Origin of the sequence: Vibrio sp. V04_P4A5T148 (assembly GCF_963875605.1) — a bacterium.
Lineage (GTDB): Bacteria > Pseudomonadota > Gammaproteobacteria > Enterobacterales > Vibrionaceae > Vibrio > Vibrio anguillarum.
The window spans coordinates 44,635-65,400 of record NZ_CAWNMS010000011.1 but is presented as its reverse complement, the minus strand read 5'-3'; the positions used below and the strand labels follow the sequence as shown (position 1 = coordinate 65,400).

Genomic DNA, 20,766 nt, shown 5'->3' with positions numbered 1-20,766 from the left:
GGGGCCCACGGCTTCTTCTCTTCTCTTCTCTTCTCTTCTCTTTTTCTAGCCTATCTTGCGACCGCGCCGCCAAGGGTCAGTTTGCTTGGCCATTTACTGATGACATTACCTCCCAAATAAATATTGCCATTGACGGTCATCATGTCAGGAAATTCGGTGATTTTGGAACCGCCAATAAACAAACTCCCTTCCACAACCAAACCTTCGGGCAATTGGGTTAATGGCGTTCGAATTACGCTCAAATCCCCCTTGACTAAGAGATTCGCAGGCAGCGTTTCAAGCGGTGTATCCGTGAAATTCAGGTAACCACCGACCTTGATTCTCATTGGCCACGATTTGATTTTACTACCCAGTAAGTTCGCATAACCACGAATGGTGGTACCTTTTGGAATATTCTCTAGCAAGCTATTAGATGCTTCTAAACTACCCTGTACATTCAAGCCCTTAGGCAGGGATTTTATCGATGTCTTAGCAATATTTAGGTTGCCTTTGAGCGTGAGATTTTCGGGTAGTGTTGTGTAGGGTTTATTACGCAAATAGAGATTGCCATAATTATCAAGGTGGTTAAGGATTTGATATTGATCGAGCGGCTGTGACCATGCACAAGAGGCATAGAGAAGGTTGCATAATGTTAGTAAAAGCGAAAACTTATTCATAAAGCCTGCAGATGAAGACACGATACCTAGAGTATCGGCAGATTACGGTTAAGCTTCAATAATGCATTGCCTAGGATGAGAAAGCAAAGTGCTTGGGCGATAAAAAAGCGAGCCATGATTAGGCCCGCTAAGAGCAATTAGATTAACGAGCCAAAGAGCGCGACTTCAGTTCAAAAATAAGTTTTTCAGCACTGACTTCAAATTTGAAACGTGCATGCAATTCAGTCGAGTTATCATCTAACGGTGAAACTTCAAACTCAACATTATCTGAAACCTGTTTGGCAAGAGCGAGGTACTTCTCAAATTCAGCTTCTAGCTGAGCTTTGTTGGGTGCCATGACCATCACTTCGGCAACTTCATCACCTTCTTTGATAATAAAGCCAATTTCGCCAGCGCAGCCACATGCTTCGCAGACTTGGATATCAACGTCTTTTTCGATACTCATTGTGAATCCTCTTAGTAAATGTATGGATATTCTAACGGGCAAATCGTTTATCAGCCACAAAAAGCCAATCAGGTTTGGGGTAAATCGCGTCTTATTTTGGTTGTTCGAAAGTTTTTAGCCATCGTTATGAATTAATGAGTGTGATACTGCTCAAATAATCACTAGTTTTTGTGTCATAAATTTGTCAGAACAGTGTTCAGTTCGTTGCGAATTGTTGACGATTGTACGATTATTCGGTTGAAACAATTATTAATATTATAAATTGCGCTTCATCCATTAGTGGTGATGACTAATAAACTGGAAATTTAAGTTTCATTAGTGATAGCTAAAGGAGTGACAGTAACAAGCCAGTAGATAACGCTTTTAACAAGATAATTCTGGTTTGAATTTACTGTTTTAAGGGATGGTTTTTTAGACAGAAAATGCCATGCCACGAGGGGTGATTCGCGAAACGGCACTATCATCGCAATTGAGTTAGATGGATTAATAAAAAAGAGAAGAGTCTGGACCATGCCAAAGCGTAGTAAAGAAGATACTGAAATCACCATTCAGAGAATAATGGATGCTGTTGTCGATCAGCTATTGAGACTGGGTTACGACAAAATGTCGTATACCACGTTGAGTCAGCAAACAGGGGTTTCACGAACGGGGATTAGCCACCATTTTCCAAAGAAAACCGATTTTACGGCCGCTTTAGATGGGCGGATTTTTAAGCTGTTTGTTGAGCATTTAGATTTTGAAAATGACCTTTCAAGTTTTTCAAATAGCTGGATAAATGCGCTAGAAAATGCACAATTTTTGGCTATTTTGCGTTTATTATTTCATCATGTTGTGACGACTGAAAATGCGGATGAATTTGCAGCAAATGGTGTCGATCGGTTATACAAAACGGTGGCTGTACAGTTTGGCAAAGAGAGCGCAAGGGAGCTTGAGTGGCTGATTGGTAAATCACTGATTAAAATGAGTCAATAATTTGGCACTTTGTGCAAGCTTGTATTGTCGACTTTAATACTAAAGCCAACTGAGAAGTTGGCTTTAGTGCTTTTTATAGAGAGTTATAGAGAGATTGTGTCGATCAATCGTACAACGTTGGGATCGGTTGACGTTTATGCTGAGTTGCTGTGTAAATCGCGACAAGACGGTCAATCACGTGCTGTGAAACAGGCTTCCCTTCTAAAAAATCATCGATTTGGTCATAACTTAAGTTTAACGCATCTTCATCTGCTTTTTGTGGTGCGAGCTCTTCTAAATCCGCGGTGGGTGTTTTTTGAACCAATTGCTGTGGTGCGCCTAATTGAGCCGCTACCGCGCGCACTTGACGTTTACTCAAGCCAAAAAGTGGTGCTAAATCACACGCGCCATCACCAAATTTAGTATAAAAACCGGTGATGTTTTCTGCGGAATGATCCGTGCCGAGTACTAACGCACCAACAAAACCTGCAATTTCGTACTGCGCAACCATGCGAGCGCGCGCCTTTACATTTCCTTTCACGAAATCAATTTTGGTACTGTCAGTTGGAGTTAAGCTTGTGCCTTGTAGCGCATCAAGAGAGGCTGAGTGCAGGCCATCTACACCCGTTTTAATATTGACCGAAATTGAGTGTGTAGGTTGAATGAAGGAGAGAGCAAGCTGCGCTTCATCCTCATCTTTTTGTTCGCCATAGGGTAAACGAACGGCGATAAACTGATAGTCGTTAACAGCGTATTCTTGGTTGAGTTGTGTCACGGCGAGCTGGGCTAGACGGCCGCACGTTGTTGAGTCGACGCCACCACTGATGCCAAGCACTAAAGACTTACAACCAGATTCTACCAATTTGCGTTTAATAAACTCAACGCGCCGTTCAATTTCATAAACAGGGTCAATGGATGAGAGAACACGCATCTCATCACGGATCATTTGTTCCATTAGGGTTCCTTTTCCTGCAAGCAATATAAATCTTTGGTGTATCATACCGAAATCATCAGATTAGAAAACCGAGAAAATGGTTTTCAGACTTGAATAGGATTGCTATGACCAAAATTGCCGTCTTTGGGAGTGCTTTTAACCCTCCGAGCTTAGGACATAAAAGTGTGATTGAATCGCTAAGCCATTTCGATTTAATTCTGTTGGTACCGAGCATTTCACACGCTTGGGGTAAGCAGATGCTCAGTTATGAGATCCGTTGTGAACTTATTGATGCTTTTATTCGTGATTTGCAGTCAGATAAGATACAACGCTCAATAGTTGAAGAGGAACTGCAACAGCCCGGGCAGAGCGTCACAACTCACGCTGTTTTGTCATTACTGCAAAAACAATCACCTGATGCTGACATTACTTTTGTAATGGGCCCGGATAATCTGTTCAATTTTGCGAAATTCTATAAAGCTCAAGATATCTTACAACGCTGGTCAGTCATGGCCTGTCCTGAAAAAGTCGCTATTCGTAGTACTGATATTCGTCAGCGGTTAGCTGAAAATTTAGATATTGCCGATTTAACGACTATCTCTGTTAGGAAAATCTTGCAGCAAAGAAAACTTTACTAGACAATCCACGCCCTTTTCGTAGTCGGAGCTGTTTGCATTCATGAAGTTAAATGTGGCTGTTTGTGCGTTAATCATGTTTTCGTCGCTGACGGAAGCTTGCGATCTCTATTCCGGTTCATTATTAACGCCAGAGTTAGAATTAACACTAGGTGCAGATAGTAGCCCAACAATGTTACCAGCATCGGGCGTCTGCTTTTCTATATTAGATAGTATGGGTTACGCATCGAAACAACTGCTGGCTTTAGGTTTATTTGAAGAATCTCCAGCCGACTCATCTTACTGGGCCGATTGGTTTTTAAAAGCCGATTCGGATCCCCTGTTTACTCAGAAATTGGCCACAAGCTACATTGGCTTTGGAGTCTGGATACCCTCTGAATTGCTTGACGAGCAAAGTGATATGTCAACCGAAGAGTGGTTAATGAGTCACGGCTTACAGCTGAGTATCGGTTTTGGCGAGAAAAAAGCGGGTGAGCCGCGCATGCGTTTTGACTATCGTTGGCATGAAGATTTCGACAGCGTTGTCATGATGCAAATTGAAGTTCCCTTCTAACGTTTTCCCTCAGTAAACACACTCCCTCAGAAAACAAAAAAGCCAATCGCAATATTCGCGATTGGCCTATGTAAATTGTGAACAAAGAGTATTCACTAACAACGTCAGTTGGCTAGGTGACCCTCGGCTTAAGAAGGGTCGATATAGTCATTGCAGAATACGTGCCAAGTTTTATAGCGCTTAGTTGCTATTGTTTCCTTGTTTTTTCAAACTTCCCCAAGAAAATTTTTGCAGACTGAAAATGCAAACTGCAAAAACGACTCAGATTGCTAATGCCGCTAGGTTCAATCACATTCGCTCTGCTATCTTACTTTGATTTAATTACACATCTAACTAATTGGTGGTTTTTTGGTTAAATGTTAAAAATTATTTATTCGTTTTAAATCAGCAGTCTATACCTATGATTGCTATTTGTTTGAATTTTTTGGTTGAATTTTTCATTTGTGCTGTTAGTTTATATAGAGGTTTTTAATTAGAGCTCTAACTATTCATGTGGCAGACAATGATTACAGCAGCACCTTGGGTTGCATACCCGGAAATTATGCAAACAAAGACAGAACAATGGACGTTTCGTACCCCTAATCAAGCCGACGGGCAGCGTGTACATGATTTGATTGGGCTGTGTCCTCCCTTAGATGAAAACTCCTCATACTGTAATTTCCTACAAGCGATTCACTTTCAAGAGACTTGCATCTTAGCGGAAAGAAATGGCGAAACCGTGGGGTTTATTTCGGCCTATTTAAAGCCTGACAATTCTGATGAATTGTTTATTTGGCAAGTGGCCGTGCATCCAAAGGCTCGTGGGCTAGGGCTTGCCTCACATTTGTTACATGAATTGCTCGCTCGTGATGTTATGGCTGATGTTCGTATATTGGAAACGACTATCACGAAAAACAATCAAGGTTCATGGAGCCTCTTTAAGAAGTTTGATCGAGCACATGGCGAGCAAGGAGAGGTATCGACCTTTCTCGATCAAACTCGTCACTTTGAAGGTGAACATGATACCGAGTATTTATACCGTATTCCGCTCAAACCTCGTTCTAACTTAACAGGATAACTATCATCGTTATGGACATTTTTAAAAAGAAAGAATCAAACGTGCAATCTTATGCCAATCACTTTCCCGTAGTTTTCTCTACGGCAAAAGGAAGCTGGCTATTTACCGATTCTGGTGATCGCTACTTAGATTTTTTGGCTGGAGCTGGTTCGTTAAATTATGGTCACAATAACGCCCTCTTTAAGCAGGCGCTATTGGAGTACATTGATAAAGACGGCATTACTCACGGCTTGGATATGCACTCCTCTGCCAAGGCTGAGTTCCTCGCGGTATTTGAAAGTCTCATTCTTGAACCAAGAAACCTCGACTACAAAGTGCAGTTTACTGGTCCAACTGGGACTAATGCTGTAGAGGCGGCAATGAAGCTGGCCAGAAAAGCCACGGGTAGAAGTAATATTGTGGCTTTCACTAACGGCTTTCATGGTTGCTCTTATGGCGCACTTGCCGCAACAGGAAATCAACATCATCGAGGCGGCGCTGGGCTTAGCTTAGGTGGCGTGACGCGGCTCCCTTATGATGGCTATGCCAATATTGATGGCCTGTCGCTATTTGAAAATATGCTGAATGACAACTCATCGGGTTTAGACAAACCGGCTGCGGTATTATTGGAGGTTGTCCAAGGCGAGGGCGGCTTGAATTGCGCGTCCAACGAGTGGTTGCAACGCTTAAGTCGTCTCTGTAAGAAAAACGACATTCTGCTTATCGTTGACGATATTCAAGCTGGTTGTGGACGTACGGGAACCTTTTTCAGTTTTGAGCCATCAGCAATAAAACCGGACATAGTGACGCTATCGAAATCGCTCAGTGGTTATGGGTTACCTATGGCGATTGTGCTGCTGAAACCTGAGTTAGATGTGTGGAAACCGGGAGAGCACAACGGAACCTTTCGCGGTAATAATCACGCCTTTGTAACCGCTACAAAAGCGCTGGAAACCTATTGGTCAAATGATGATTTTACCACTCATATCGCACATCGAGCCAAGCAAGTGACGCATGTCATTCAAACCACACTGCGTCGTTTCCCCACACTGTTTAACCGCCACAAAGGGCGTGGACTAATGCAAGGCATTGAATGCAGCAGTGGTGAGATCGCCCATAAAATTGCTCGTCGTTGTTTTCAACTAGGGATGGTGATTGAAACCGCAGGCCCAAATGACGAAGTAATTAAGTTTTTCTGCCCACTTACTATCACAGAAACCGAACTTGACCAAGGTTTAGATATTTTTGCACAAGCGGTAGAAGAGCTAGCCTCTCAGTTAATTAAAAAAGCATCTTAGGAATAAAAAATGATTGTTAGAACATTAGAAGAGTGTCGCCAAAGTGAGCGCCGGGTTGTTGCTCAAACTTGGGAAAGCGTTCGTATGCTGCTGAAAGATGACAATATGGGTTTTTCATTCCATGTTACGACCATTTTTAAAGGCGGCGAGACCCATATTCACTATCAAAACCATTTGGAATCCGTGTATTGCATGTCAGGTGAAGGGGAAATCGAAGTGATAGGAGGGGAAACTTACCCGATAAAGCCCGGCACTTTGTACATCCTTGATCAACATGACGAGCACTATTTAAGAGCTTATTCTGGTGCAGATATGGTTATGGCATGTGTTTTTAACCCGCCACTGACAGGAACTGAAACGCATGATGAAAAAGGTGTTTACCCAATCATTGAGTAATCACTCGCGACGATTCACTGCATTCAATTTAAAAGAAAAGGAGATCCCATGTCTTACACCGTAGAAAAAATCGGTGGAACATCAATGAGCGCTTTTGATGCTGTGCTCGACAATATTTTACTAAGGCCTCATCACCCTTATGATCGAGTGTTTGTGGTATCAGCGTATGCAACCATTACCGATGCTCTACTGGAATGCAAACGCACTGGCAAGCCCGGTATTTACCAGATGATCGCGAAACATGATACGCAATGGCAAGAAGCTATGTACCAACTTGAGCAACGTATGTTGCTGATTAATGAGCATTTGTTCGCCGATCCTATGAGTCGTATTCGCGCGGATAAATTTATTCGTTCGCGGATCTCAGAAGCAGTCAACTGCATTAATAATATTCTAGAAACGTGTCAATACGGGCAGTTTTCATTGCGTCAGTATTTGCCTCAGGTGAGAGAATTTTTATCTTCAATAGGCGAGGCTCATAGTGCCTATAACACCAGTTTGAAGCTAAAAACTCTTGGGATTAATGCATGCTTCATTGATCTCTCCGGGTGGAATAATGGGCAAGCAGGAAGCTTAGATGAGGTGATTTTGACTGCCTTCGAAGACATTGATGTAGCAACGCAATTGCCAATCGTGACTGGCTACGCCTACTGTAATGAAGGATTAATGAAAACCTATGATCGTGGCTATAGTGAAATGACCTTTAGCCGCATTGCTGCATTAACCAACGCAACGCAAGCGATCATCCATAAAGAGTATCACTTAAGTTCCGCAGACCCGAGAATTGTAGGCGCCGATAAGGTTAGTCCGATGGGATTGACGAACTTTGACGTAGCAGACCAACTGGCTAATTTAGGTATGGAAGCGATTCATCCGAATGCGGCAGCTGGGCTGCGTCAGCAGGGGATTGAGCTCAGAATCAAAAATACGTTCGAACCAGAGCATAAAGGTACTCTCATTTCCAATGTTCATAAGCCTCAGAACAATAAGGTAGAGATTATTGCGGGTAAGGACAAAGTGTTCGCCTTGCATATTTTTGACCAAAGTATGGTCGGGAAAATTGATAATGCCAGTTATGAATTGATGGAAGTGATCGCCGAAGCTAAGGTACATCTCGTTGGTAAAGAGATGAATGCAAACTCGATGACGTATTACCTCAGTGGCAGCTGCGATAACTTAAACCACGTGTTGTACAAAATAGAGAAGCGCTACCCGAATGCATCCGTATCAGGAAAAATGGTCGCCCTCATTTCCGCAATCGGTGCATCAATGAACACCAACAACGCATTAACGCAAGGCATGCAAGCGTTAGTTAACGCAAAAATTAGCCCTATTGCCGCTCACTCGTCGATGCGTAATGTCAATGTACAATTCGTCGTAGAAGACAACGATTACAATCGCGCGATTTGTGTTTTACATGATGTGTTGATTGCGAAACCGCTATCTACCAAAAAAGCGGCTTAGCGGTTCAGATTGAAGCATCGTTCCCTCCAATCGCCCCCCAATCACATAGTAATCTACGTGATTGGGGATTTATTTTCTGAGCGGCTATTTTTTTAAGTGGTTTAGCTCGCTTAGGTTTCAAGCGGTTTGGAAAGCTACAACATCACTAAACTTGCTGTGCCCAAGAAGGCAAAGAAGCCGACAACATCCGTTACTGTGGTTAAGATGACAGAGCCCGCTAATGCTGGGTCAAGCTTAAACTTATCAAGCGTGATCGGGATGAGTACCCCAAACAGCGCGGCGGTAATGATATTTACAACAATGGCCAGTGAAATGGTGGCGCCAATCATCGCTGACTGGAACCAGAGCCCTGCCAAGGCACCAATGATCAACGCCCATAACAAACCGTTAATGGAACCAATACCAATTTCATTTTTGAGCAACGCAAAACGGTTACCCGGTGTAATTTGGTTCAATGCCATGGCACGTACCATCAAGGTTAAGGTTTGACTTCCCGCAATACCGCCCATCGAGGCAACAATTGGCATCAATACCGCTAACGCGACAACTTGCGAGATGACCGTTTCAAACATACCTATAGTGACCGAAGCGAGGATGGCGGTCAGCAGGTTGATCCCGAGCCAAAGGCCTCGCTTTTTGGAACTTTTAATGATGGGTGCAAATAAGTCATCTCCTTCATCCATACCCGTACCGGCCATTAAGCGCGATTCGTAAATCTCTCGTTGTGTACTCAGGGCAAATTGCCAGTCAATTTCACCCACTAAGATTTCATGGTTATCAATGATGGCGACAGTCGGCAATTGGGAATGTTCTAACGCTTCTACTGCTTCAGAAAGTGACTGGTGAGCATTCAGCGTAAAGAGATCATCTTGCTTGATGTTTTTCAGTAAAGTTTTGCTTTCAGCAAGCAAAATTTCTGTATAACTCACGATACCTTGGAATTTTTTTGCTTTGTTGATCAAATAGATATGTTGTGGAGAGTCATAATGATATTTCTCCAATAGTATCTTGGCTTTGTCGACACTGATGCTGAAAGGCAAGGTATACACTTTACGGTTTGCCCAGTGGCCAACTTCACTATCTTCATAGGCATTGGCTTGATCATACAATTCAAGCTCGTCGCGACTAATTAAGCGCAGCGCTTCACTGATGATTTCATCTGGCAGAGAATCGGCCCATTCGAGCAGAGATAAGTTATCGAGTTTGGCGAGAGTCAGTTTTAGTTCTATTTCTGACAGTGCGTTGATGATAGAAAAACGTACTTCAGCACGCATCTCTGTCAGTACATCAATGTGTAGCTCTAAGGGTAGGCTACGCCACAGACGTACCCGCTGCTCGACAGGAAAAGCTTCTAAGATGATTGCGATCGAGCTTTCATCAAGCCCACTTTCCACGTACTCGCCGAGTAAGTCGATTTGTTGCTGCTCATCGGCTTTTGAAATCGTTTCAATATGCAGTGAAAGGTCTTGATATTCGTTCAACGTTTTACTCCGATAGGAAGTTGTTTCTTCTCGATTTTTTTCACGGCTTTTTCTGGAGTTTTGTTTAATACAATTACAGGGCGAACAATAAAGAGGTTGTTTGGATAGAGCACTGTATTGCCATCAACATTCTCTAATACGACATTGAGTAGGTTCATGTCGACGATTTTACCTTCAACAAAATTTGCGCCATCCACCACTCGCACCCATAAACCGATGCGACAGTGGTTTTGTACAAATAAAACCAGAAATGAGGTGACGTTGCTCAGCAAAGACCAACCTGCAAACAAACCGACGCCAAGCAACGCAAAAAGTGATGAGCCAACAACCAATAACCCACGCAGTTCCACGCCCCACATCATTAGCAGAGTCAACACTAACACCAAGAAGAGTAAGGTCTTCACCAGCCAACGTGCTCGTTTAAGCCGATGAATATCGACTTTGCCTATGACCATATTCTCAAACCATCGCACGGTGTAGCTGGCTGTTTTAGGATAAATAAGCAACGCCATGATCGTGATGATCCATTGATAATTTTTTTGAAATAAGTCTAAGTATTCCATGACGAATCAGAAAAAGGAGATTTGGTTCAAAATAACCGAAATTCAGTCAATTACAACCTCTAATCTGGCTGAGATTGATAATTGGAATTGGGTTGAGAAAAAAGTAACCAATTTGCTTTACTCGGTCGAATAAAAACTAGAGAGGGTCATCGGGTTCTAGACTAGACAATAGCGTCGATGCTTCTATTTCTGGTGTTTTCATCATCATCGATAACCGCTGTAAAGTGGAGAGAATGAGAGTTTGTTCCCATGCGTTTAACGCCTGAAATTGTTCAATAAAGCTATCTTTTAGCAGTGTGGGTGCTTTGAGTAATAATTCATCTCCTGTTGGGGTCAACAATGCATGAACTTTACGTTTATCTTGTTGATCTCGCTCTCGAATGATCAGTGCGCGCTTTTCTAAGCGATCCAAAATGCTGGTCGCTGTAGCTTGGCTCATATTAGTATGATCGGAGAGTTGCTTTATGGTCATATCGGCCGAGTTTTGGATCGCACGCATTAACAATAGTTGGGGGCTAGTGAGGCCAAAATCTTTGTTTATTTTTTTGGAATGGAGATCTGTCGCACGAATAATTTGGCGTATAGCGACCAGTACTTCTTCATGAATATCCAATACTTTCCTCCTTGAAAATAAGCGGAGCCACCCACATTAAAAGGGTGGCTCCATACTCTTACTTCGCTGCTTCTTTGGCGGTTTTTATCCACGAATCGAATTCAGATTGGTGAGCTTTTATCCAACCATTGGCATGAGCTTCAATATCTTTGGCAGAGTTTTTACCTTTACTCATGATCATGTTTTGCGCACTGATATCATTAATATTCAACTTCATGATTTCAAAAAGTTTTGCTGCGGCTGGGTTTTCTAGAGCGAATTTTTTATTGGCGACAATCAGCATGCTGTTCATCTCAAAGCCGAAGTTCTTTCCGTTGGGTAGGGTTGTATCGATATTTTTGCGCTCACCAGGTAGGGCAGAGAAAGGGACTTCAAGCCAAGTGACATCTTTACCAGGGACCAACACCCCACTCACCCAATAAGGTGTCCAAGTGTAATAAAGGATAGGGTCGCCTTTTTTGTAGCGTGAAATTGTATCGGCAATGATAGCGGCATAGTTACCTTGGTTGTGAGTAACGGTCGGTCGTAAACCGTAGGCGGTTAAGTGCTCCTCAATCACCATCTCACAACCCCAGCCGGGTGTGCAGCCAGTTAAGTCTGCTTTACCATCGCCATTTGCATCAAACAGCTTGGCGATTTTAGGGTCTTTTAACTGAGCAATATTAGTAATACCGTACTTATCTGCCGTTTTTTTATCAATCAAGTAGCCTTGCGCTGCTCCTGATATATATTGACCTTTTCGATAGAACTTAGCGTCGCCGCCCGCCATCGAGTATTTGTCGGCGTGTAAAGGAAACCACCCAACGGCGAGATAGGTTGCATCGCCTTCGGCAATCGAAGTATAAGCCACGTTGTAGTCGACTTCTTTGGTCGGTTTGACATCGTACCCCAGCGCTTCCATCGCTTTGTTCACGATGAGAGTTTGAAATGTTTCTTCAGCCACTGTCGATTGTACGGGTTGTACACTAATACCTTTGCCAGGAAGTTTATCAGCCCAAGCGCTGATGGGTAATGCCGCCGATGCGATTAAACTGGTTGAGATTAACGTCTTCCATGCGTAATTCATTTCTGTTCTCCTAGATTGTTGGCACTCTGATGAGTCAGTTTTTGCTTCAGTAAATAAAAGGGTGAGATAGGGCCGGTTTGATACCAGCGTACTTTTTGATCGCGATTTTCTGTACCGATATGCTGAGTTAGGCGATCAAGTAAGATGGCGAGAATGACAATGCCAAGTCCCCCCACGGCAGCGAGTCCCATATCAAGTCGGCCAATACCACGCAAAACCATTTGCCCCAAGCCACCGACAGCAATCATGGAGGCAATTACAACCATCGACAGCGATAGCATCAGTGTTTGGTTGACACCAGCCATAATGGTCGGCATGGCTAGTGGTAACTGAATACGGTAGAGCATCTGTTTTGGGCTTGCGCCGAATGCATGGCCTGCTTCGATAAGCTCTTCGGGAACTTGTTGAATACCTAAGATGGTTAAACGAACAATCGGTGGCAGGGCGAAAATAATGGTTACCACCACGCCAGGTACGTTGCCAATTCCGAACAGCATCACGATCGGGACTAAATACACGAATGCGGGTGTGGTTTGCATCGCATCCAAAACGGGGCGGATGAATTTTGCAGCCGTTTGATTTCTGGCCAGCCAAATCCCAAGTGGCAAGCCAATCAATAGGCAAAAGAATACCGAGGTCATGACCAAGGCGAGGGTGACCATTGCTTGTGACCACGCTCCGATTAATCCAATCGTAATCAGCGAGGCTAATGAAGCGATACCCATTTTAGGTCCAGCAAGTTGCCATGTGATCAAAAATAAAATCAACAACATCACAGGCGCTGGCGTTGAAACTAACGTGGTTTCAAATGAACTTAAAATAAAATCAACAGGTACTCTGACAGCTTGAAATAATGGCCTACCGTGTTCCACTAACCAACCCAGCCCGGTTTCAACCCAGTGATCAAAGGGGATAATTGCATCTTGAAATGGGTGCAGCCAATCGAAAGGCGCGGGAGCGTCGGTTGCGCCATTTAACCAATCACCTGCTGTAGTTGGAGACGCAGTAGTCGCTGACCAAGGATCGCTGCTGACAGGCGTTTGCGTGGTAGACGCCCATGGGTCAAGCGCCTCTGTGGATTGAATGTTGGTTTCCGTTGTCATAATTATTCCCTATCCAAAGTCTGCAATAAGCGTGATTTGGTGATCACGCCGTAATAATTTCCCTGCTGATCGACAACAGGCACGGCGTAGGGGACTTCAGCAACTTGGCTGATTAATTCACTAACAGACAGCTCCGGATCAACCGTCACAATGTCAGGCAGTAGTGCCGCGCTAAGCGATGTTTGTTGCTTGAGAGCTTGTTTCAGAGAGTCGAGCGACACAATGCCAGAGTATTTATTCGTACGGTCAACTACAATTCCGTAGTCTCGGTCATGATCCATCAGTAACTGCATTGCTGCAGCCGGGCCATCATTGTCGTGTTTTTTAAAAACGGCCGCGGGTTTTTTACGGGCAATGTCTTTAGCTGAAAAAACACTGGCAACATTAACGCCACGAAAGAATGAACTGACGTAATCGTTAGCAGGATGATGCAATATTTCATCGGGCGTGCCCGTTTGTACGACGATGCCATCTTGCATGATGGCGATACGGTCACCAATTCTCATTGCTTCATCAAGGTCATGAGAAATAAAAACGATGGTTCGCTTATCATCATTTTGCAGGCGGATTAGTTCATCTTGCATTTCGGTGCGGATTAACGGGTCGAGTGCGGAAAATGCTTCGTCCATTAACAAAATGTCAGGGTCGTTGGCGAGTGCACGAGCCAAACCAACGCGTTGTTTCATCCCACCCGATAACTCATCAGGGAATGACTCACAGTAGGCGTCTAAGCCAACTCGAGCGAGCGCTTCTTTTGCACTTTTATTACGTTCATGAGCCACCACTCCTGATAGTTCTAATCCAAAGGCAGCGTTTTCAAGAACGGTCATATGTGGCATGAGTGCGAAGTTCTGAAATACCATTGAGATATTTTTACGTCTTACATCGCGCAGCTCTTGCTCTGAAATATGAGCAATATCCTTACCCTTCAGTAAAACACTTCCTTGGGTTGGCTCAATCAGGCGGTTCAACAATCGAACTAAAGTGGACTTGCCCGAACCGGACAAACCCATAATGACAAAAATCTCCCCTTCATTGATTGAAAGAGACACATCCTTGACCCCAACAGTGAGCCCGGTTTGCTCGAAAATTTGGTCCTTATCCAACCCTTTTTCTAACAGCGGGAAAGCCTGTTGTGGAGTCTCTCCAAATACCTTGTAGAGGTTCTTAACTTCTAACACGGGTGACATGATTTACATCCTTTGTTCTTCATGGCTATTTAATGTTTAGCCGTAAATATGTATAGTACACTAAACATTAGTTTGACGGATTTCAAGTTTTAACTGAATATTTATTGGTCTTTTTGTCATTAAGTTATTGATTTTTTATGTATAAAATAAAACGTAAGAAATGAAAAATAGTTTGAGCTGAAATTTTTGTGTGAAAATGGTAAGCCTGAGAGGCTTGGCTTTATTGGTGTGAAGAACTGAAAATGGCGACGAATAAATCGACAACGTGTCTGATGAAAGAGGTAGAGAGTGAGAAAAATAAATGAGCAACCGATTGTGCGGCAATTATTGCAGCTATTCTTGTTCCTGATAGTGCTAACGTCTTTCCCAACACTGGCACAGGAAGAGTCTTATTCTGAATCGCCAATACTGGATCGTCCTTTGGTTGAGCGCTACATATTGGATGAGCTGAAAGCGTTAAGACAAGATCAACAAGATCTTGAACGGCGACTCACGATTCAAATTACCGACAGAGAATTGTCCGTTGCAGACAAGTCACTGAATTACTCGAATGTGACGGTGACCTATTTTTTCTATGTCATCGCTGGTGTTGCCTCATTAGTTGCATTAATTGGTTGGCAGTCACTTAAAGAAGTGAAGCACAACACGCGTGAACTGGCCGATAAACGGCTAAATCAAATTGCGCAGGAATATGAGAAAAAATTCCTCGCCTTGGAGCGAGATCTCAAGCGCAAAACACGCATCATTACCGAAAACAACCGTGAAATTGAAATTATTAATGAAATCCATAACTTATGGTTGAGAGCGCAAAGTGTCCAAACACCAGAACAGCGTATTGAAGTGTATGACGAAATTTTAAAAATCCGTCCCGGAGATTTGGAAGCGTTGACATACAAAGCAGATGCTGCGATGGAAATTCGAGAATACTACTGGGCACTGAGTCTATGTAATCGCGTGCTAGAGTTAGATGATGCTAATGCGCCAGCCTTGTACCAACGAGCATGTGCGTATGCGCGTATCGGAGCCGAAGAACAAGCGATTGAGGATTTACAAAGAGCCACGGAAATTAGCGCTTCATTGCGAGATTTAATTGCAGAAGAAGCTGATTTAGAAGGGCTACACGGCAATAAGAAGTTTGACGAGCTTATCAGTAGCAACATTTGATTTTGTATTAAATTTCATCCACTTTTTATAGCGAACTGGTGATAATCAAACGTAATCTTAACGACAAATTATTATCATTAGACACACATACGCTTTTAACCGTTAATGCGCCTGACGTTACAGGCGTCAAGTCGTGATATCAGACTTTCTGATTCACTTTTTACTCTCTGTTTTTGTGAGATTAGATGTGGAACAACCATCCAAATTAGATCGCGTTCGCGCTGACTACAATGTTCATTATTGGAGCCAAGGCTTCTTCGGTATTGACAATCAAGGCGAAGTTTATGTTTCGCCGCGCCATGATAAGGCGCACCAAACCCCCTTGAGTTCGATCGTAAAGCAGCTTGAAGCGCGTGATTTAAATTTGCCTGTGCTTGTACGTTTTCCGCAGATCCTGCATCAACGCGTACATAACATTTGTGACGCCTTTAATCAGGCGATTGAAGAATACCAATATCCAAACAACTACCTGTTGGTCTACCCAATCAAAGTGAACCAACAAAAAGAAGTGGTAGATGAGATTTTAGCCAGCCAAGCGCAGCTAGAGACTAAACAGCTTGGATTGGAAGCGGGCAGTAAGCCAGAATTATTGGCGGTATTGGCTTTAGCCCAACAAGCAAGTTCAGTGATTGTATGTAACGGCTACAAAGACAGAGAGTACATTCGTCTGGCCCTGATTGGTGAAAAGCTTGGCCATAAAGTATTCATCGTTTTGGAAAAATTGTCTGAGCTGGATCTCGTGCTGAAAGAAGCGAAAAGCCTAGGCGTGAAACCACGTTTAGGGCTCCGTATTCGTTTAGCTTCTCAAGGCGCGGGGAAATGGCAGGCGAGTGGTGGTGAAAAATCGAAGTTTGGGCTCTCTGCATCTCAAGTGTTGACCGTTATCGAACGCCTTAAAAAAGAGCAGCAATTAGAAGCATTGCAACTGGTGCATTTCCACTTAGGTTCGCAAATGGCGAATATTCGTGATGTGCGTAATGGCGTGAACGAAGCGGCGCGTTTTTACTGCGAGCTGCGTGATATTGGTGCGGAGATTGACTTCTTCGATGTGGGTGGCGGTTTGGCGGTGGACTACGACGGTACACGCAGTCAATCATCCAACTCGATGAACTATGGTTTAGCTGAATATGCACGCAATATCGTAAGCACGGTAAGCGATGTGTGCCAGTTATATAGTCAGCCAAGGCCAGTCATTATTTCTGAATCAGGCCGCTCGATTACCGCGCACCACGCCGTACTTATCACTAATGTTATTGGTACAGAAGCGTATTACCCAGAAGAGATTCCAGAAGTCGGTGAAGAAGCTCCGGTATTGCTACAAAACATGTGGCGTAACTGGCAAAGCTTAAGTGAAGGCTCTGATGCGCGTGCACTGATTGAAATTTACAACGATACGCAAAGCGATCTGTCGGAAGCGCACAACCAGTTTTCGACTGGCGTTATTAACCTTCAGCACCGTGCTTGGGCTGAACAGCTATCGCTGCGCATTTATCACGAACTGACACTGCAAATGAGTACCAAAAACCGTTTCCATCGTCCTATTTTGGATGAACTGAATGAGCGTTTGGCGGATAAGTTTTTTGTTAACTTTTCATTGTTTCAATCATTGCCAGATGCGTGGGGAATCGACCAAGTTTTCCCTGTGTTGCCATTGTCTGGCCTTGAAAAAGTGGAAGATCGCCGCGCCGTGATGCTGGATATCACCTGTGATTCTGATGGTGCAATCGAGCAGTACGTCGAGGGGCAAGGTATTGAAACGACGCTGCCAGTGCCAGCATGGAATGCCGATGAACCGTATTTGATGGGATTCTTCCTTGTAGGGGCCTATCAAGAGATCTTAGGCGATATGCATAACCTATTTGGCGACACACACAGCGTGGTGGTGAACATGGCAGAGAATGGCGAAACTGAAATCGTATCGATCAACGAAGGAGACACGGTTGAAGATATGATGCGCTATGTTCATATTGATGTGGATGCCATCCGTAAAAACTACCGCGAATTAGTTAGCCAGCGTGTGGCGGTTGAAGAACAAGAAAATGTATTGCAAGAGCTTGAGCAAGGCTTGAGCGGTTATACCTATCTAGAGGATTTCTAAATGAATGATTTGTTTACTAAAACTGATTATTCCCTGTATTCCAATGCGATGACGTTTGTACGTCGTCCTTATGTTAAAGACCCAGTAAGTGCAGATGCCGATGTCGTGGTACTGGGCGTACCTTTGGATATGGCTACATCAGGTCGCCCAGGGGCGAGAATGGGTCCAGATGCGATTCGTCGCGCTTCAGTGAACCTTGCATGGGAAGGTAAAAAGTTTCCTTGGAACTTTAATTTGTTCCAAGATACCAAAGTGATCGACGCGGGTGATTTGGTGTTTGATTGTGGTGACGCTGAAGATTTCACTTATCGCTTAGAAGCGGCGACTAGCGAAATTCTAAAAAGTGGCAAAACCATGCTTGCTTTAGGTGGTGACCACTTTATCACGCTGCCTATATTGCGCGCTTATGCCAAATATTATGGCGAAATGGCATTGATTCACTTTGATGCTCATACAGACACCTATGCCAATGGCAGCGCTTATGATCACGGCACTATGTTCTATCATGCGCCGAAGGAAGGGTTAATCTCAGCCAAGCATTCTGTGCAAGTGGGTATTCGTACCGAATACAAACAGGAAGGCCACGGTTTTAATGTCATCAATGCGATGCAAGCGAATGATATGTCAGTGGAAGAAATCGTCGCTAATATTCGTCAAACTATTGGTGATAAACCCGTATACCTGACGTTTGATATTGACTGCTTAGATCCCGCTTTTGCTCCTGGAACGGGTACGCCAGTATGTGGTGGATTGAATTCCGATAAAGTGCTGAAAATCATTCGTGCATTGGCCGGTATTAATTTGGTGGGAATGGATGTTGTTGAAGTTTCTCCTCCGTACGATCAAAGTGAGCTAACGGCTTTGGCTGGTGCGACAATTGCTCTAGAGCTGCTTTACGTTTGGGCTTCTAAGCCAAATGTGGCGTCATAAAAAATAAGTCAGCGCGCAGCATCACCACTGCGCGTTTTTCTTAACCATCATCTCAACGTATTTCCATTAAAAATCATCATGTTGTCTTCTAATGTAAAATTCACTTTGCGCACTCAATAATAAATATTAATGACATAACTTGCATAAGTGTTCGCCGTGTACCAATTTTATTAGGTTGGCTAGGTGTCTCATTGGTCTACCATTCATATTAATAATATGATCAAGTTTCACCTTAATCTTTCTAGCTGTTACACGGTGAGGGTGAATCTATGACTTTAGGTTTTAAAAGCAGAATATATGTGAGCGTAGCACTGCTCGTTGCGATTTCTTTAATCGTTTTGGGCACCATCAACATGCTGTCGTTAAAAGAGAAGATGATTACCTCTTTAACCACAGAAACTCAAAACAAGCTCAACTATCACGTTTCTGAACTCGAATCTTGGGTGAAAACACGTTATCAAGCCGTAGTTAAAGGTTCACAACATTTCCGATCTGCTCTTTCTGATCAAGAGAATGTCAACTTGGTTCGATTGTTAGCTGAGAGTGCACAAATTTCAAATGTCATTATGGCGTATGACGATGGCCGTGCCTATATGTCGTTTGACAAAGACAACGGAGTTGTTACAGGTCAACAAAATTTCACCAGTAGGGATTGGTATCAGCAAGCAAAAACCTCTCGAACTGCTCAGGTAACTGAAATTTATGAAGATAAAATCACCGGTAAACAGGTTATTAGTGTAGTTATGCCTGTCTACCAACAAAGCCGTTTCATTGGTGTTTTGCTGGGAGATATCCAACTGGATGAGGTTATTGTCCAAGTCAGTAATATGCGCTTTGCCGGCGGTGCAGCGACACTAACCGACAAGAATGCTGTCTTTTTTGCTAGTGATGATCCTAGTGATATTGGACGAACGCCCTCGCAAGTCAGCCCTAATTTCCTCGAAATGGAGAAACTTTTTAGCCAGCAGGATGCTGGTCACTTGTCATTTCCTTATTTAGGCATTGAATTTGATGGTTATTTCAAGCGCGTTAACCTAACCGATAACATGTACTGGACCATGATGGTGTTCGTCGACAAAGGTACGGCGTTAGCTAATGTGTATGAAGCGCAAAGTAGCGCTATTTACACTGGGGTGATTTTGCTCATTATCAGCGTCGCGGCAATCTTCGTCATTCTTAATTATATCTACAAGCCTTTGCTACGCCTGAAAAAAGCGGTACTTGATCTTTCGAAAGGCTCTGGTGATTTGACACGCCGCTTGGAGGTGAATGGTGATGATGACTTAGCGCAGATAAGCCAAGGCTTCAATTTATTCTCAGAAAATCTACAAAAAATGATGTTGCAAATATCTGATGCCAGTCAAAACATCTCCTCTAATATTGAGCAGTTAGGTCAAACGGCAAAGGAAAATGAGCGGATGCTGCTTTCGCACTCATCTGAAACAGAGCAAGTGGTGACGGCCATTACTGAAATGAGTGAAAGTGCACGTACTGTGGCAGAGAGCGTCACGCAATCGAATCACATTACTGACTCTGCGAGCAAAGAGGCCAAACAATCGATTATTATTGTGAATAATGCGGTTGAAACGGTCAGCTCATTGGTGAGTGATGTTGAACAGATGTCTGAGCGCATTGCCAATATGAACAAAGATGCGATCAAGATCAGCGAAGTATTGACCGTGATTGGCGCTATTTCAGAGCAAACGAACTTGCTTGCGTTGAATGCGGCGATCGAAGCGGCGCGTGCGGGTGAGCAAGGCCGTGGGTTTGCGGTGGTTGCAGATGAAGTTCGTGCTTTAGCGGCGAGAACGCAAAACAGCACTACTGAAATATCAGATATGCTGGCCAAGCTACTTGAAGGGACGGATAGCGTTGTAGCCGCAATGGACAAAACTAAAAACCAATGTCAAACCACAGCAGATAAAACGTCCGAAGTTTCTGGTAGTTTAAACATCATGAGTACTTCCGTTTCCGAAATTGATGATTTGAGTACGCAGATTGCTGCTGCGACCGAACAGCAAAGTACAGTCGCAGAAGAGCTCAGTCGCAATATGCTAGCGATAAGAGACATCGTTGAATCATTGGTGGTGAGTGGCAGACAAACCGTCAGTGCTACGGAGTCACTCTCTTACTCAAACCATGAGCTTGACCGCTTGGTCTCCAACTTTAAGTTAAAGTAATAAAACGCCG

20 protein-coding genes are annotated in these 20,766 nt (G+C 43.6%); 11 read left to right on the top strand and 9 right to left on the bottom strand.

The genetic code is table 11. The features are described 5' to 3' along the window. Positions 1–50 precede the first annotated feature (50 nt). Entirely contained in the window at positions 51–677 is a 627-nt protein-coding gene (locus AACT18_RS00420) for a hypothetical protein (protein WP_094124668.1), read from the bottom strand. Positions 678–798: 121 nt separating this feature from the next. Further along, positions 799–1,101: a YfcZ/YiiS family protein gene (locus tag AACT18_RS00415; RefSeq protein ID WP_010318562.1), complete on the bottom strand. Its 303-nt coding sequence runs from the start codon at positions 1,099–1,101 to the stop codon at positions 799–801. A 510-nt stretch (positions 1,102–1,611) separates the two neighbouring features. Between AACT18_RS00415 and AACT18_RS00410 the strand changes: the two genes are divergently transcribed. Continuing rightward, the gene (locus AACT18_RS00410; protein WP_013867986.1) at positions 1,612–2,073 is read left to right on the top strand and encodes a TetR/AcrR family transcriptional regulator; all 462 of its coding nucleotides are present in this window, start codon (positions 1,612–1,614) and stop codon (positions 2,071–2,073) included. A gap of 103 nt (positions 2,074–2,176) precedes the next feature. On the opposite strand, the gene nadE is transcribed toward AACT18_RS00410, so the two are convergent. Then, a complete protein-coding gene (gene nadE / locus AACT18_RS00405) occupies positions 2,177–3,007 on the bottom strand; it encodes an ammonia-dependent NAD(+) synthetase (RefSeq protein ID WP_026028381.1) in 831 nt (276 codons plus the stop codon). A 104-nt stretch (positions 3,008–3,111) separates the two neighbouring features. On the opposite strand from nadE, the gene AACT18_RS00400 reads away from it, so the two are divergent. From AACT18_RS00400 to AACT18_RS00375, 6 genes are all read left to right on the top strand, one after another. Further along, a complete protein-coding gene (locus AACT18_RS00400; protein WP_010318565.1) occupies positions 3,112–3,624 on the top strand; it encodes a nicotinate-nicotinamide nucleotide adenylyltransferase in 513 nt (170 codons plus the stop codon). 40 nt (positions 3,625–3,664) lie between these two features. After that, a complete protein-coding gene (locus tag AACT18_RS00395; RefSeq protein WP_017046067.1) occupies positions 3,665–4,174 on the top strand; it encodes a hypothetical protein in 510 nt (169 codons plus the stop codon). A gap of 490 nt (positions 4,175–4,664) precedes the next feature. Then, on the top strand, positions 4,665–5,231 hold the full coding sequence (gene ectA / locus AACT18_RS00390) for a diaminobutyrate acetyltransferase (RefSeq protein WP_094144318.1): 567 nt from the start codon (positions 4,665–4,667) through the stop codon (positions 5,229–5,231). 11 nt (positions 5,232–5,242) lie between these two features. Further along, positions 5,243–6,508 carry a diaminobutyrate--2-oxoglutarate transaminase gene (gene ectB / locus AACT18_RS00385; RefSeq protein WP_047689962.1) on the top strand — a complete coding sequence of 422 codons (1,266 nt, stop codon included), beginning with the start codon at positions 5,243–5,245 and terminating at the stop codon, positions 6,506–6,508. Between the two features lie 9 nt (positions 6,509–6,517). Further along, on the top strand, positions 6,518–6,904 hold the full coding sequence (locus AACT18_RS00380; RefSeq protein WP_013867980.1) for an ectoine synthase: 387 nt from the start codon (positions 6,518–6,520) through the stop codon (positions 6,902–6,904). Between the two features lie 48 nt (positions 6,905–6,952). After that, a complete protein-coding gene (locus AACT18_RS00375) occupies positions 6,953–8,368 on the top strand; it encodes an aspartate kinase (RefSeq protein ID WP_094125790.1) in 1,416 nt (471 codons plus the stop codon). Positions 8,369–8,502: 134 nt separating this feature from the next. Here the strand turns inward: AACT18_RS00375 and AACT18_RS00370 are convergent, their stop codons facing one another. From AACT18_RS00370 to proV, 6 genes are all read right to left on the bottom strand, one after another. Next, positions 8,503–9,849: a magnesium transporter gene (locus AACT18_RS00370; RefSeq protein ID WP_047689959.1), complete on the bottom strand. Its 1,347-nt coding sequence runs from the start codon at positions 9,847–9,849 to the stop codon at positions 8,503–8,505. Then, a complete protein-coding gene (locus tag AACT18_RS00365) occupies positions 9,846–10,412 on the bottom strand; it encodes a mechanosensitive ion channel domain-containing protein (protein WP_013867977.1) in 567 nt (188 codons plus the stop codon). Before AACT18_RS00365 ends, AACT18_RS00370 begins: the two co-directional genes overlap by 4 nt. A gap of 136 nt (positions 10,413–10,548) precedes the next feature. Continuing rightward, entirely contained in the window at positions 10,549–11,025 is a 477-nt protein-coding gene (locus AACT18_RS00360) for a MarR family winged helix-turn-helix transcriptional regulator (RefSeq protein ID WP_038148324.1), read from the bottom strand. Positions 11,026–11,083: 58 nt separating this feature from the next. Beyond that, positions 11,084–12,091 (bottom strand): glycine betaine/L-proline ABC transporter substrate-binding protein ProX, encoded by a 1,008-nt coding sequence (gene proX, locus AACT18_RS00355; RefSeq protein WP_017043349.1) that lies wholly within the window; start codon positions 12,089–12,091, stop codon positions 11,084–11,086. Then, on the bottom strand, positions 12,088–13,194 hold the full coding sequence (proW, locus tag AACT18_RS00350; RefSeq protein WP_094123258.1) for a glycine betaine/L-proline ABC transporter permease ProW: 1,107 nt from the start codon (positions 13,192–13,194) through the stop codon (positions 12,088–12,090). The genes proX and proW overlap by 4 nt, the downstream gene beginning before the upstream one ends. Positions 13,195–13,196: 2 nt before the next feature. After that, a complete protein-coding gene (proV, locus tag AACT18_RS00345; RefSeq protein WP_013867972.1) occupies positions 13,197–14,384 on the bottom strand; it encodes a glycine betaine/L-proline ABC transporter ATP-binding protein ProV in 1,188 nt (395 codons plus the stop codon). Between the two features lie 327 nt (positions 14,385–14,711). Here proV and AACT18_RS00340 point away from each other — a divergent pair, with 327 nt between their 5' ends. From AACT18_RS00340 to AACT18_RS00325, 4 genes are all read left to right on the top strand, one after another. Continuing rightward, positions 14,712–15,548 (top strand): tetratricopeptide repeat protein, encoded by an 837-nt coding sequence (locus AACT18_RS00340; protein ID WP_202599017.1) that lies wholly within the window; start codon positions 14,712–14,714, stop codon positions 15,546–15,548. A 187-nt stretch (positions 15,549–15,735) separates the two neighbouring features. Beyond that, complete coding sequence (speA, locus tag AACT18_RS00335; RefSeq protein ID WP_026027469.1) at positions 15,736–17,646, top strand: arginine decarboxylase; 1,911 nt, start codon at positions 15,736–15,738, stop codon at positions 17,644–17,646. Beyond that, on the top strand, positions 17,647–18,576 hold the full coding sequence (gene speB, locus AACT18_RS00330) for an agmatinase (protein WP_013867969.1): 930 nt from the start codon (positions 17,647–17,649) through the stop codon (positions 18,574–18,576). 269 nt (positions 18,577–18,845) lie between these two features. Next, complete coding sequence (locus AACT18_RS00325) at positions 18,846–20,756, top strand: methyl-accepting chemotaxis protein (RefSeq protein ID WP_020977858.1); 1,911 nt, start codon at positions 18,846–18,848, stop codon at positions 20,754–20,756. Positions 20,757–20,766 lie beyond the last annotated feature (10 nt).